The organism is Streptomyces zhihengii, from assembly GCF_016919245.1.
In the GTDB taxonomy this organism is placed as follows: Bacteria; Actinomycetota; Actinomycetes; order Streptomycetales; family Streptomycetaceae; genus Streptomyces; species Streptomyces zhihengii.
Genome location: NZ_JAFEJA010000002.1, coordinates 269,647 through 283,480, shown reverse-complemented (window position 1 = coordinate 283,480; position 13,834 = coordinate 269,647). Strand labels below are relative to the sequence as shown.

11 protein-coding genes are annotated in these 13,834 nt (G+C 76.2%); 5 read left to right on the top strand and 6 right to left on the bottom strand.

Translation table 11 applies throughout. The annotated features are described in order from the left end of the window. The first annotated feature begins 14 nt into the window (after positions 1-14). From JE024_RS29465 to JE024_RS29455, 3 genes are read left to right on the top strand one after another with little or no spacing between them, the layout of a single operon-like run. Positions 15-779 carry a LamB/YcsF family protein gene (locus JE024_RS29465; protein WP_205377008.1) on the top strand — a complete coding sequence of 255 codons (765 nt, stop codon included), beginning with the start codon at positions 15-17 and terminating at the stop codon, positions 777-779. Continuing rightward, complete coding sequence (locus tag JE024_RS29460) at positions 776-1,423, top strand: 5-oxoprolinase subunit B family protein (protein WP_205377007.1); 648 nt, start codon at positions 776-778, stop codon at positions 1,421-1,423. Before JE024_RS29465 ends, JE024_RS29460 begins: the two co-directional genes overlap by 4 nt. Beyond that, on the top strand, positions 1,420-2,301 hold the full coding sequence (locus JE024_RS29455; RefSeq protein ID WP_205377006.1) for a 5-oxoprolinase subunit C family protein: 882 nt from the start codon (positions 1,420-1,422) through the stop codon (positions 2,299-2,301). Before JE024_RS29460 ends, JE024_RS29455 begins: the two co-directional genes overlap by 4 nt. A 178-nt stretch (positions 2,302-2,479) precedes the next feature. Here the strand turns inward: JE024_RS29455 and JE024_RS29450 are convergent, their stop codons facing one another. The 6 genes from JE024_RS29450 to JE024_RS29425 form a co-directional block, all read right to left on the bottom strand. After that, positions 2,480-6,076: a hydantoinase B/oxoprolinase family protein gene (locus tag JE024_RS29450; protein WP_205377005.1), complete on the bottom strand. Its 3,597-nt coding sequence runs from the start codon at positions 6,074-6,076 to the stop codon at positions 2,480-2,482. Further along, positions 6,073-7,044 (bottom strand): SGNH/GDSL hydrolase family protein, encoded by a 972-nt coding sequence (locus tag JE024_RS29445; protein ID WP_205377004.1) that lies wholly within the window; start codon positions 7,042-7,044, stop codon positions 6,073-6,075. The genes JE024_RS29450 and JE024_RS29445 overlap by 4 nt, the downstream gene beginning before the upstream one ends. Then, the gene (locus JE024_RS29440; protein WP_205377003.1) at positions 7,041-8,291 is read right to left on the bottom strand and encodes a glycosyltransferase; all 1,251 of its coding nucleotides are present in this window, start codon (positions 8,289-8,291) and stop codon (positions 7,041-7,043) included. Before JE024_RS29440 ends, JE024_RS29445 begins: the two co-directional genes overlap by 4 nt. Further along, positions 8,288-9,412 (bottom strand): glycosyltransferase family 4 protein, encoded by a 1,125-nt coding sequence (locus tag JE024_RS29435; protein WP_205377002.1) that lies wholly within the window; start codon positions 9,410-9,412, stop codon positions 8,288-8,290. The genes JE024_RS29440 and JE024_RS29435 overlap by 4 nt, the downstream gene beginning before the upstream one ends. Before the next feature lie 109 nt (positions 9,413-9,521). After that, the gene (locus JE024_RS29430) at positions 9,522-10,940 is read right to left on the bottom strand and encodes a HEAT repeat domain-containing protein (protein ID WP_205377001.1); all 1,419 of its coding nucleotides are present in this window, start codon (positions 10,938-10,940) and stop codon (positions 9,522-9,524) included. Positions 10,941-11,271: 331 nt separating this feature from the next. Then, positions 11,272-11,664, bottom strand: coding sequence for an ankyrin repeat domain-containing protein (locus tag JE024_RS29425; RefSeq protein ID WP_205377000.1), 393 nt, complete (start codon positions 11,662-11,664; stop codon positions 11,272-11,274). Positions 11,665-11,960: 296 nt separating this feature from the next. Between JE024_RS29425 and JE024_RS29420 the strand changes: the two genes are divergently transcribed. Then, complete coding sequence (locus JE024_RS29420; RefSeq protein WP_147990831.1) at positions 11,961-12,155, top strand: hypothetical protein; 195 nt, start codon at positions 11,961-11,963, stop codon at positions 12,153-12,155. A 36-nt stretch (positions 12,156-12,191) separates the two neighbouring features. Continuing rightward, a complete protein-coding gene (locus JE024_RS29415) occupies positions 12,192-13,802 on the top strand; it encodes a hypothetical protein (RefSeq protein WP_244883254.1) in 1,611 nt (536 codons plus the stop codon). The last annotated feature ends 32 nt before the right edge of the window (positions 13,803-13,834 follow it).

The window sequence follows — 13,834 nt, the reverse complement described above, 5'->3', positions numbered from 1 at the left end:
GACAGGAGGAACCCATGACCCGGGCGTCCATCGACCTCAACGCCGACCTCGGCGAGGGCTTCGGCCGCTGGCGGCTGACCGACGACGAGCAGCTCCTCTCCGTCGTCACCAGCGCCAACGTGGCCTGCGGCTTCCACGCCGGCGACGCGGTCACCATGCGCAGGGTCTGCGAGCTGGCCGCGGCCCGCGGGGTGCGCATCGGCGCCCAGGTGTCCTACCGCGACCTGGCGGGCTTCGGCAGGCGTTCGATGGACGTGCCTCCCGGCGAGCTGGCGGCCGAGGTCGCCTACCAGATAGGGGCGTTGGAGGTCTTCGCCCGTGCGGCGGGCTCCCGGGTCTCCTATGTGAAGCCGCACGGCGCGCTCTACAACCGGGTCGTCCACGACGAGGAGCAGGCGGCCGCCGTCGTCGAGGGCGTGCTGCTGGCGGGCGAGCGCCTGCCCGTGCTCGGCCTGCCCGGCTCCACCCTGCACACCGTGGCGGAGAAGGAGCGGCTCCCCGTCGTCGCCGAGGCGTTCGCGGACCGCGCCTACACGGCGGAGGGCACGCTGGTGCCGCGTTCCCAGGAGGGCGCGGTGCTCAGCGATCCGGCGACCGTCGTCGAACGTTCGGTGAGCATGGCCCGGTTCGGCGTGGTCACGTCCCGGTGCGGCCGCCCGGTCGGCGTCCGGGCGCGTTCGCTGTGTCTGCACGGCGACACCCCGGGGGCGGTGGCGCTGGCCCGCGAGGTCCGCGGCCGGCTGGAGCACGCCGGGGTCCGTGTGGAGGCGTTCGCATGAGCGGCGCGCTGCCGCCCGGGGCGCTCCGGGTGCTGCCGGTGGGCGAGCACGCCCTCCTGGTCGAGCTGCCGGGCGAGCCCGAGACGGGGGCCCTGCACGCGGAGTTGCTGCGGCGCCGTGCCGCGGGTCTGCTGCCGCCCGTCCGCGAGATCGTGCCCGCCGCGCGCACGGTGCTCCTGGACGGGCTGGACGACCCCGCCCGGCTGGCCGGGGAGCTGGCCCGCTGGGAGATACCCCGGCCCGATCAGCGGGCCGCGGGCTCGGTGGAGATACGCGTCCGCTACGACGGCCCCGACCTGGCGGACGTCGCCGAACTGTGGGGCGTCACCCCGCGGGAGGCGGCCGAGCGGCACGCGTCCGCCGGGTACCGGGTCGCCTTCTGCGGCTTCGCCCCCGGGTTCGGCTATCTGACGGGGCTGCCCGAGGAGTGGGCCGTGCCGCGCAGGTCCACTCCCCGTACCGCGGTCCCGGCCGGTTCGGTCGCCGTCGCCGGTGCCTACACGGGCGTCTACCCGCGATCGTCGCCCGGGGGCTGGCAGCTGATCGGCACGACGGACGCCGTCCTGTGGGACCCGTCCCGGGAGCCCGCGGCGCTGCTGTCCCCCGGGACGACGGTCCGCTTCACCGTGGCGGAGGGCCCATGAGCGACCGGGCCTTCGCGGTCGTCCGGGCGGGCGCGCTGACCACGGTGCAGGACGGCGGCCGGGCGGGCCACGCCCATCTGGGGGTGCCGCGGTCCGGTGCGCTGGACGCCCCGGCCGCCCGGCTCGTCAACCGGCTCGTGGGCAACGCCGAGGGCGCGGCCGTGCTGGAGACGACGCTCACCGGTTGCGCGGTGCGTCCGCGGTGCCCGGTGACGGTGGCCGTGGGCGGCGCGCCCTGCCGGGTCACGGTCGACGGCCGCCCGGCGGCCTGGGGCGCCGCGCTCGCGGTGCCCGCGGGAGCGGTGCTGGAGGCGCATCCGGCGGTGCGCGGGGTCCGGTCGTACCTCGCCTTCGCCGGGGGCGTCGCGGTCGAGCCGGTGCTCGGCAGCCGCTCGACGGATCTGCTGTCGGGGCTGGGCCCGGACCCTCTGACGGACGGCGCCGTGCTGCCGCTCGGCCCGGGGTGCGCACCGCCCGCCGGGGGCGGCGGTCCGGTGCCCTGGCCCGCGCCGCCGGGCGAGCTCCTGCTGCGCATCCGGCTCGGCCCGCGCGACGACTGGTTCACCGCCGGCGCGCTGCGCACCCTGGCGACCGCCCTGTACCGCGTGACCTCGTCGGGCAACCGCATCGGGCTGCGCACGGACGGGCCCCCGCTGGAGCGTGCCGTGCACGGTGAACTCGCCAGCGAGGGCATGGTCCTGGGCGCGGTGCAGGTGCCGCCCGACGGCCGTCCCGTGGTGTTCCTCGCGGACCATCCGACGACCGGCGGTTACCCGGTGGTGGGGGTGGTCGCCGAGCCGGATCTCGCCGCCGCCGCCCAGGCCGTGCCCGGCACCCCGGTCCGCTTCCTCCCGGTGCGCCGCCGGCGGAGGACCTGACCCGGGACCTGACCCGGGAGCCGTGCCGCCGCCGGAAGCCGTACCACCACGAGCCGCCCCCGGGAGCGGTACGGCCACCGGCCACCGCCGGTTGCCGTACGGCCACCGGCCTGACCCGGGAGCCGTGCCGCCGCCCCGGCCGACCCCGAGCAGCCCCGGGGCCCCGGCCCTCGTGGTGTCAGCCCGGCGCGGGCCCGTACCCGCCCCCGCCGGGCGTGCGCACGACGAGCACGTCACCGGCCTCGACGTCGACGGTGTCCACGCCCGCCAGCGGGCGGGTGCTCCCGTCCGCCCGCTCCAGCAGGTTCACGCCGAGCGCCCCGGGCTCCCCGCCGGCCATCCCGTACGGCGGCACCCGGCGATGCCCCGTCAGCAGCGCGACGGTCATGGGCTCCAGGAAGCGGATCCTGCGGACGACGCCGTCGCCCCCGTGCCGGTGTCCCGCCCCGCCGCTGCCCTCCCGCACCGCGAAGGAGTCCACCCGCACCGGGTAGCGCCATTCGAGGACCTCGGGGTCGGTGAGCCGCGAGTTGGTCATATGGGTCTGGACGGCGTCCGCCCCGTCGAAGTCCTCCCCGGCACCCGACCCGGACGCCACCGTCTCGTAGTACTGGAAGCGCTCGTTGCCGAACGTCACGTTGTTCATCGTGCCGGAGCCCTCCGCCTGCACGGTGAGGGCCGCGTACAGGGCTCCCGTGACGGCCTGCGAGGTCTCGACGTTCCCGGCGACGGTGGCCGCCGGGTGGACGGGCGCGAGCATCGACCCCTCGGGCACCCGGATGTCGAGGGGCTCCAGACACCCGCTGTTGAGGGGGATGTCCTCGCCGACCAGCGTGCGGAAGACGTACAGCACGGCCGCCGTCACCACCGAGGTGGGCGCGTTGGTGTTCCCCGGCTGCTGCGGCGACGTGCCGGCGAAGTCGATGACCGCGGTGCGCCGCCGGCGGTCGACGCGGACCGCGACCTGGATGACCGCGCCGCCGTCCGTCTCGTAGCGGCAGGCGCCGTCGTCGAGCCGGGCCACGATGCGGCGCACCGACTCCGCCGCGTTGTCCCGGACGTGGCGCATGTAGGCCCGCACCACGTCCGTGCCGAACTGGTCCGTCATCCGCCGCAGTTCGGCGATCCCCTTCTCGTTGGCGGCGATCTGGGCCCGCAGGTCGGCCAGGTTGGCGTCCGGCGCCCGCGACGGGTGGGGCGCCCCGGTCAGCAGGTCCCTGGTCTCCCGCTCGCGCAGCCGGCCGTCGCGGACGAGCAGCCAGTTGTCGAAGAGCACGCCCTCCTCGTCGACGGTTCGGCTGAACGCGGGCATGGAGCCGGGCGTGATCCCGCCGATCTCGGCGTGATGGCCTCGCGAGGCGACGAGGAACCGCAGTTCCTCCCCTTCGAACACCGGCGTCACCACGGTGACGTCGGGGAGGTGGGTCCCCCCGTGGTACGGGTCGTTGACGGCGTACACGTCACCCGGCCGCAGCCGTCCGGCGTTGCGGCGCAGCACCTCCTCGACGGTCTCGCCCATGGAGCCGAGGTGGACGGGGATGTGGGGCGCGTTGGCGACGAGGTTGCCCTCGGCGTCGAAGAGGGCGCAGGAGAAGTCGAGCCGCTCCTTGATGTTGACGGAGTGGGCGGTGTTCTCCAGCCGCACCCCCATCTGTTCGGCGATCGCCATGAAGAGACTGTTGAAGACCTCCAGCAGCACCGGGTCGACGTCCGTGCCGACGGCCACCCGGCCGGGTCGCGGGGTCACCCTGGTCAGCAGCAGATGGCCGGCCTCCCCGGCCGTGGCGCGCCAGCCGGGGTCGACGACGGTCGTGGCGTCCGGCTCGGCGACGACCGCCGGTCCGGTCACCTCGTCGCCGGCGCGCAGGGCGGAGCGCTGCACGAGGGGCACGGTGCGGGTGGCGCCGTCGGCGTACATCCGCACCTCGGCGGCGGCCGGCCGCCCTCCGCCGGTCCCGCCCGGCCCGGCGAGCACCTCGCCGTGCTCGGCCGCTCCGCCTGCCGCCTCGACCCGCACCGCCTCCACCACGACGGGCTGGTCCATGGCGAAGCCGTACCGGGTGCGGTGGGCGGCGGTGAACGCGTCCTCCATCGCGGCCGCGGAGTCCAGCGCGACGGGCAGCCCGGCGTCCGTGCCCGCGTAGCGCAGCCGTACCCGGGCGCGGGTGGTGATCGCGGCGTCCGGGATGCCGTCGGAGCGCAGTTCGGCGCGGGTGCGGCCGGCCAGGGTGTCGCAGAGTTCGCGTACCCGGGCCGCCGTCGCGTCGTCGAGCCCGGCCTCGACGGACTGCTCGCGCATCGCGGTGGCGTCGGCGAGGCCGATGCCGTAGGCGGACAGCACACCGGCGAGCGGCGGCACGATCACGGTGCCGATGCCGAGGGCGTCGGCGACGGCGCAGGCGTGCTGTCCGCCGGCGCCGCCGAAGGAGGTGAGCGCGTAGCGGGTGACGTCGTGGCCGCGCTGGACCGAGATCTTCTTGACGGCGTTGGCCATGTTGAGGACGGCGATCTCCAGGAAACCGGCCGCGACCTGTTCGGGGGTGCGCGCGGTCCCGGTCGCGCGGCCGGTCTCGGCGGCCAGGCGGGTGAAGCGTTCGCGCACCGTGCGGGCGTCGAGCGGCTGGTCGCCCCGGGGCCCGAAGACGGCCGGGAAGTGGTCCGGCTGGATCCGGCCCAGCATCACGTTCGCGTCGGTGACGGTGAGCGGCCCGCCCCGCCGGTAGCAGGCGGGCCCGGGGACGGCGCCGGCCGAGTCGGGCCCCACCCGGAAGCGGCGGCCGTCGAAGTGCAGCACCGATCCCCCGCCCGCGGCGACGGTGTGGATGCTCATCATCGGCGCGCGCATCCGGACCCCGGCGACCCGGGTGCCCTGCCCGCGCTCGAACTCGCCCGCGTAGTGGGAGACGTCGGTGGAGGTGCCGCCCATGTCGAAGCCGATGACCCGGTCGTGCCCGGCCAGGCCCGAGGTGCGCACCATGCCGACGACGCCCCCGGCAGGGCCGGACAGCACGGCGTCCTTGCCCCGGAAGTGGCTCGCCTCGCGCAGCCCGCCGTTGGACTGCATGAACATCAGCCGGATCCCGCCGAGTTCGCGGGCCACGTCGTCGACGTAGCGCCGCAGCACGGGCGAGAGGTACGCGTCGACGACGGTGGTGTCGCCGCGCGGCACCAGGCGGATGAGCGGGCTGACCTCGTGGGAGCAGGAGATCTGGGTGAAGCCGAGCTCCTCGGCGAGGGCGGCGAGGCCGCGTTCGTTGCCGGGGTGCCGGTAGCCGTGCATCAGGACGACGGCGGCCGAGGCGATGCCCTCGGCGCGCACGGCGGCGAGCCGTTCCCTGGCGGCGGCGAGGTCGAGGGGGGTGACGGTGCGGCCGTGGGCGTCGACGCGTTCGGGGACTTCGACGACCCGGTCGTAGACCGCCTCGGGGAGCAGGATCCGGCGGTCGAAGAGGTGCGGGCGGTTCTGGTAGGCGATCCGCAGCGCGTCGCGGAAGCCCTCGGTGATCACCAGGACGGTCGGCTCGCCGCGCCGCTCCAGCAGGGCGTTGGTGGCGACGGTGGTGCCCATCCGGACGGCGGCGACGCGGTCGGCCGGCACCGGACGGCCGTCCGGGACACCGAGCAGGGCCCGGATTCCGGCGACGGCCGCGTCGCGGTACCGGTCCGGGTCGTCGGAGAGCAGCTTGCGGGTCACCAGGCGGCCGTCGGGCCGCCTGCCCACGATGTCGGTGAAGGTGCCGCCCCGGTCGATCCAGAACTCCCAGCGCCCGCTCATCCCCCCATTCTCGCGCCGCCGGCCGGGGCCGGCCCGGCTCGGACGCCCAGGGGCGGCACCCGTGGGACGGGCGGGACCGGCACCCGTGGCGCGGACGGGACCGGCGCGGCGGGGGTCAGGGCGGCGAGCGCGGCGGACAGGGCGGCGTCGGCGGTCCGGTCGAGGCGCGCCGAGGTGCCCCGGGCGCGGTGCCCCGCCTCCGCGCCCGCGAGCCACAGCAACTGGGGGACGAGGTCGGTGCACCGGCGGGCCACCCAGCCGGTGCCCGCGGTGGCGAGCCAGAGCAGCGTGTCGGCGCGGGTGGGACGCGGGCGGTCGGGTTCGGCGGAGGGCGCGGGTCCGAGGGCGAGGCCCCGGGGCGCCAGCAGGTCGTGGAAGGTCCGCGCGAGCATCCGGTGGCCCCGCTCACCGGGGTGCAGCCGGTCGGCGCTCCACAGCGTCCGGTCGGCGACCCAGGCCGGGCCCGCGGCGTGCAGATGGACGGCGCCGTAGCGGTCGGAGAGCGCGTGGACGACCGCGTTCACCGCCCGCTGCCGTCGGGCGAGGGGACGGGCGAGGGGCGGCGGCAGCGCGAACATCGCGCCGGGGTCCGGCAGACACGCGGTCAGCAGGACGGTACCGCGCGCGGCGAGTGCCCCGCAGACCTCGTCGAGACTGCGGGCGAGGCGGCCGATGTCGAAGGTGCGCCGCAGGGTGTCGTTGACGCCGACGATCACCGAGGCGATGTCGGGTCCGAAGTCGAGCGCGCGGGGCGCCTGGCTCTCGGCGACATCGCGGCCGAGGGCGCCGCCGACGGCGAGCTTGAGGAATTCGGCGGGCCGCTCCGGGCTCCCCACCCCTTCGGCCAGCAGCGCGGCCCAGCCGCGCCACCCGCCCGCGACCGGATCCCCGACCCCCTCGGTGAGCGAGTCGCCGAGCGCGGCGAACCGCAGCGCCGCGCCCGGACGCGGGCCCCCGTGGCCGCTCACGGCCGGTGCTCGCGCGGCTGGGCGGTGTCGCCGGTGGGCAGTGCCTCGTGGGCGGCGAGGAACGCGGCCACGGAAGCGGGCCAGTCGAAGAGTTCGGCGCGTGCCCGGGCCGCCGCGCGCCGCCCGGGTTCGGGGCGCCCGAGCAGGTCGCCGACGGCGTCGGCGAAGTCCGCGCCGGTGCCGGCGGCCACGGCGCCCGCGCCGCCGATCACCTCCGGCAGCGCCGAGGCGGCACTGGCCACCACGGGCGTGCCGCAGGCGAGCGCCTCCAGGGCGGAGAGGCCAAAGGTCTCCGCGGGACCGGGCGCCAGGCAGACGTCCGCCACCGCCTGGAGACCGGCCAGCGCCTCCCGGTCGGCGACGTGGCCCAGGAAGGCGACGGGCAGCCGTCGCGCCGCCGCCCGGCGTTCGAGGGAGGTCCGCAGCGGCCCGTCCCCGGCGACGACCAGGCGTGCGGGCACGCCGCGCTCCCGCAGCACGGCCAGCGCGTCGAGCGCGGTGCCCGGCCGCTTCTCGACCGACAGCCGGGAGCAGAGCAGCAGGAGCACCTCACCGGGCGCGGCGTACCCGGCCCGCAGCGCGGGGCTGTACCGGGCCGGGGTGCAGCGCTCCAGGTCGACGCCGAGGGGCGCGCGCACCACGTTGCGGGCACCGATGCGGACGAATTCGCGCTCGGCCCATTCCGTGGTGCACACGATCCGGTGGTAGGCCCATGCGCTGCGCCGGTTGAGCCGGTCCGCGGCACGTGCGGCGGCGGGCCCGGGCACCCCCCAGGTGCGCAGCACCCCGTCGGCGGTCTCGTGGGAGACCATGACGGCCGGGATCCGGCGCCGCCGCGCCCACTCCCCGGTCCACCGCAGGGTGGTCCGGTCGGACACCTCCAGCCGGTCGGGGGCGAGGTCCTCCAGCAGGGCGCGCAGCCGGCGCCGTCCGGCGAGCACCCGGTAGCCGCCGGTGCCGGCGAGGAGGGGCCCGGTCAGGGTGATGACGCGGCCCTGCGGGGTGTGCCGGTCGTCGTCCCGCTCGCCGGGGACGACGAGCACCGGCTCGTGCCCGGCCGCGAGGTAGCCGCGGCCGAGCCGGTCCAGCGCGGTGCGCAGCCCGCCGGACGAAGGGGTGACGAAGTTGGCCAGCCGTACGATCCGCAGCCCGCCCGTGCCACCACCGCCAAATGCACGCCCGCCCGTGCCACCACCACCGTTTGCACTCCCGGCCGTGCCGCCACCGCCAAGTGCACGCCCGCTCATGCCGCCACCGCCGTGCGCGCGCCGAGGACCTCGGCGTAGTGGCCGGTGAGCTGGGCGCAGACGGCCGCCCAGGTGCGGCCATCGACGGCGGCCCGGCCGGCGGCGGCGAAGGCCGCGCGGCGTGCGGGGTCGGCGGCGAGCGCCGCGACGGCGTCGCGCACCGCGGCGGGGTCACGGGGTGCGACGAGCAGTCCGGTGCGGCCGTGGTCGACGAGGTCGAGCGGCCCTCCGACGGCGGGGGCGATCACGGGCACCCCGGAGGCCATCGCCTCCTGCACGGTCTGGCAGAAGGTCTCGTACGGGCCGGTGTGGGCGAAGACGTCCAGCGAGGCGAAGATCCGCGCGAGGTCGTCGCCGGTGCGGCGGCCGAGGAAGACCGCGCCGGGCAGCGCCGAGCGCAGGGCGGTTTCGCTCGGGCCGTCGCCGGTGACGACCACGCGTACGCCGGGGAGGGCGCAGACGCCGGCGAGGAGTTCGACGTGCTTCTCGGGAGCCAGGCGGCCGACGTAGCCGACGAGGAGTTCGCCGTGCGGGGCGAGTTCGCGGCGCAGCCGCTCGTCGCGGAGCGCGGGCCTGAAGCGCTCGGTGTCGACGCCGCGCGGCCACAGCCTGACCCGTTCGACGCCGTGGGCCTCCAGGTCCTTCAGGGCCGCGGTGGACGGGGCGAGGGTGCGGTCGGCCGCGCCGTGCACCGCCTTGATCCGCCGCCAGGCGGCCCCTTCCCCGGCACCGACGTAGGTGCGGGCGTAGCCGGCCAGGTCCGTCTGGTAGACGGCGACGGCGGGCAGTCCGAGGCGGGTCGCGACCGCCATGCCGCGGACGCCGAGCACGAAGGGGCCGGCGAGGTGGACGATGTCGGCCCGGTGCGCGGCGACGGCCGCGGCGACCCGGCGGCTGGGCAGCGCGACCCGCACCTGCGGGTATCCGGGCAGGGGCAGCGAGGGGACGCGGACGACGGGGCAGGGCGCCCGGGTGTCCGCCTCGTCCGCCCCGGCGGCGGCCGGGGCGATGACGAGGGGGTCGTGACCGCCGTCGGCGAGGTGCCGGGCGGTCTGCAGGGCGCAGTGCGCCACTCCGTTGACGTCGGGAGGGAAGGACTCGGTGACGATGACGACACGCATACCCGTGTTGTCGTCGGGCCCGGAGTGGACGAGCCGACGTGGATCTTTCCGCCCGTGGAACGTCCCATGAGCGTTGTGTGCCCCGGCCGCCGGGGCGGCCGGGGGTTCGTCACACGGCGGGCATGTCGGGCCCGATCCTGCTGCGCACGGCGGTCTGCACCTCGGCCTCCTCGGCGGGGTCGGCGGCGAGCCTGCGCAGCCGCTCGGCGACGCGGACGTCCCCGGTCTCGGCGTGCAGGGCGGCGACCTCGCGGGTCGTCTCCTCGCAGTCCCAGAGGCATTCGACGGCGAAGCCGGTGGCGAAGGAGGGGTCGGTGGCGGCGAGTGCCGCGGCGGTCCGGCCGCGGAGACGGGAGGAGGTCGTCTCGCGGTAGACGTGGCGCAGGACGGGTGCCGCGCAGGCGATGCCGAGGCGGCCGGCGCCGTCGACGAGGGCCCACAGCTCGGGGGCGTCGGGGCCTTCGGCGCGCACGGTGTCGCGCAGCGCGCCGAGCACGAGGTGGGCGTCCCGGGCGGTGCCCTTGCAGGCGAGGACGCCGGCGGCGGAGGCGCCGAGCGCGTCCGGGCGGTGCACCCAGCCCCGGGCCCGGTCCACGGCCTCGTCCCCGCACATCCGCTCGAACGCGGAGACGGCGGCGTCGGCGACGACCCGTGAGCCGTCGGTGACGGCCGCCTCGACGAGGTCGAGGACGAAGGGGTCCTGGGTGTCGGCGAGGTAGTGGAGGGCGGCGCAGCGGGCGCCGTCGGTGCCGTGGCGTGCGGCGTCCACGATCTCGGCGCGGTCCTCGGGACCGGCGACGGCGGCCAGGCAGCGGGCGGCGGGGACGTGGCGCGCGGTGCCGCGCTCCAGTCCGTCGTCCGCCCAGTCGAACACCGCCTGGACGCTCCACCCGGGCCGGGGGCCGCTGGGCCGCATCTGGCGCTGCCAGCGGTCGAAGGATCCCGCCTCGCGGGCGGCCCTGATCCGGGGGCCGACGAAGGCGCGGGGGTCCTCCTCCCACAGCCGCCAGGGCCGGGGTTCGAAGGCGTCGCGGACGGCGGCGGCGAGCGCGGCGTCGCCCTCGGGGGTGGCCGGGAAGCGGGCGAGCACCGGCACGGCGAGGGCCCGCAGGCCGGTGTCGTCGTCGCGCAGGGCGAGCTCGTCGAGCGCCCATTCCCAGTTGGCCCCGCTCGCGGCGTACCGCCGGAGCAGCGCGAGGGCGTCGCCCCTGCCGTAGGAGGCGAGGTGGCCGAGGACGGCGAGGGCGAGACCGGTGCGGGTCTCGTCGGTCTCGACGAGGTCGCAGCTCGCGGTCAGGTGCCGCTCGATGCCGCCGAGCGAACCGTGCAGGTCCAGGTACAGGCGTGCGTAGTAGAGGGAGCGGTTCTCGACCTGCCAGTCGTGGCGGGGGTCGTCGACCACGCAGTGGTCGAGGGCCGCGAGCGCGTCCGCGCGCGGGGCGGCCAGGGCGTGCAGGGTGCCGTCGCCACGGCCCCTCTGCAGCAGGCCGAGCAGCGTACCGCTCGGCGCTATGACGGGATCGAACATGGGGAGAGCCTCACATCAAGCTGTCGACGCGACCGGGGACTGACATGCCTAGGCCACGCAGCAGCAGGTCGGTCCGCCCGTCGTACGACGCGTCTTCTGCTCGGTGTGAATCATCTTCTCTGCCTCTCTTCGGTGCCCCAGGGGAATTCCCGGATGATGAGGTCCGGGACAGGGCTGACGTCATGATGACCGACGCATTTCGCCACCGCGACCACATTTACGGCGTCCTCGCCGGTGGGTGGCCGCCCGGCCGCCGGTGGGCCGCGGGCGGGTGCGGGGCCCTCGCCCGGCGGCGGGGCGGGCCGCCGGGCCGGAGCCGCGCGACGGGCGCTCAGCGGCCGTCGAACAGCTCCAGGAGGTCCGTCTTCCCGAACATCCGCGCGGTATCCGCGGCGGACGGTGTGCCCGCCTGCGGGTCGGCGCCGCCGTCGAGGAGGACGCGGATGACGGCGTCCTCCCCCTTGAAGACGGCGCCCGCGAGCGGCGTCTGGCCGCGGTCGTTGGCGCGGTCGGCCGCGGCGCCGCGGGCGAGCAGCGCCTCCACGGTGGCCGCGTGGCCGTGGTAGGCGGCGAGCATCACGAGGGTGTCGCCCTTGTCGTTGGTGAGGTCGGCGGGGACGCCCGCGTCGAGATAGGCGGCGAGCGTCTCGGTCTCACCGCGGCGCGCCAGGTCGAAGACCTTGGTCGCGAGTTCGATCACCTCGGAGTCCGGGACCTCGCTCATCGGACGGACCGCCTTTCACCACGTTGACCTGGGTCGCACGGCGGGAGCGGCCGTACGAGTGAACCGACAGGGTACTGCCCGGGGCCGGGCGGCCCCGGGGACGCCGCCGCGGGCCCGGACTGCGCCGGAGGAACTGTGCCGCCTCGGGGTGCGGGGCGCGCGCCGGCCCGGGCGCAGTCGCCACCCATTCGAGTGAAACAGGCAGAAATTCACTCATTTGCACCTTTTGTCGTATAGATACTTTCCGTAAGGATGGAAGAACTCATGGTGAATGTCCCCTCACCCAGGAGAACCTCATGATCCTGTCCATGTCAGGCGTCGTGCTGCTCGGCATCATCGTCTTCCTCTTCTTCCGGAAGGACGGGCTCAAGGCGTCGCACGCGTTCGTCTCCGCGCTCTTCGGCTTCTTCCTCGCGGGCACCGCGATCGCGCCGAGCATCACGGCGGGCACCACGAGCCTCGCCGGGCTGCTGGGCGGGATCAAGTTCTGACACCCGTACGACCGACGAGCACGTCAGGAGACAGATGTGGCCCGGCGACCACTCCCCCGCATTCTGACCAGCGGCAGCGCACAGCTCGCCCGTAGCCGGGAGCTGGCGCGCACGGCCGCCGACAGCGCCACGGATGTCCTCCATCCCCTGATCACGGTCGGCCGTGGTCTGCGGAAGCTGGCCGCGATGGCCCGCACCAAGTGGGCCGCCACACCCAAGGAACGGCGCGGTCCCAGCCTGTTCTCTGTGGCGGCCTGCGTCCTGGTGGTCGCGCTCATCCCGTACGGGCCCCTGATCGCCCTGATCACGGTGATGGCCGCGGCCGCCTGGGCGGGCCGCGTCAAGGTGCCGGTGCGAACCGGCCCCGCCGACGCGGAGATCGCCCGCCTCTCCGCTCTCTACGAGGCCCTCGTGCCGTACTTCTCGGCCGAGGGCGACCCGGCTCCCCTCTTCGCCCACGGCGGCGAGTGGAGCAAGGCCCTCAGCGCCTACGAGTTCGACGAGGACGGCCGCCTCACCCGGCTGCGGATGAGCTACCCGGCCTGGTTCACCGACTCCGAGGCCGCCTCCCGCGACCGGATCGAGCGCCTGCTGCACGCCAAGTCCGGACGGGGCCGCGAGTACCGCTTCGTCTGGGACGAGGAGGGCAACACCCTGCTGATGAGCGTGCTGCCCGCCCTGTCCACCGCGATCGCGGCGCAGCCCTTCGTCATCTCGCCCGGCGAGACGGTGCTGGGCTTCACCGACCCCGATTCCGTCCAGCGCACCGTCCCGGTCACCGCGTCCGACGGCACGGAGCAGGCGCCGCCCGTCGTCTGGCGCACCGGCCCCCGCTCCACCGAGCCGCACCTGCTGGTCCTCGGGGACCCGGGCAGCGGCACCACGACCCTGCTGCGCTCCATCGCCCTCCAGGCCCTGCGCCACGGGGACGTCCTGATCGTCGAGGGCGCCGGCACCGGCGAGTTCGCCTCCTTCGCCGGGCGGCCGGGCGTCCTCGGCGTGGAGTGCGGTCCGGCCGGGGCGCTGTCGGGCCTGGAGTGGGCGGCCCAGGAGACGGAGCGCCGGCTGATCGCCGCCAACCGCGCCCGGCAGGCCGGACAGCCCGCACCCGAGGACACCCGGCGCCCCCTGTGGATCCTGGTGGACCGGCCCGGCACCCTCGGGCACCTCGCGGCGGCCGACGGCCACATGGACCCGCAGGAGCTCCTCCAGGTGCCGCTGCGGCACGGCAGGGCCGCCCAGGTCACCGTCGTCGTCGCGGAGCAGCTCGACGGCGCCGGGGCGCTCACCGAGACGGTGCGCACCCACACCAGGGCCCGGGTCGTGCTGGGCCCCGTCCCCTTCGACGAGGTGGCGGCCGTGCTGGGCGCCGCCCCGTGCACCACCCCGGCCGGCGCCGTCCCGCCCGGCCGCGGGTACGCCAGGCTCGGCACCGGCGAGGTGCTGAGGATCCAGGTCCCGGCCACCCCCGACCCGTACGACGACACGACCGCGGAGGAGCACCGCCGGGCGGTGCTGGACCTGCTGCCGCCGCGCGACGGCGAGAGCGACGGGCACGCCGAGAGCGGTGAGAGCGGCGAGGACACGGCGTCCGAGGCGCGGCCCGCGCTCACCAAGGCGGCCGTCGCCGTCCCCGCCGAGGGCTGAAGCGCTTCACCGGCCGGGTCCCCGCACCGCGG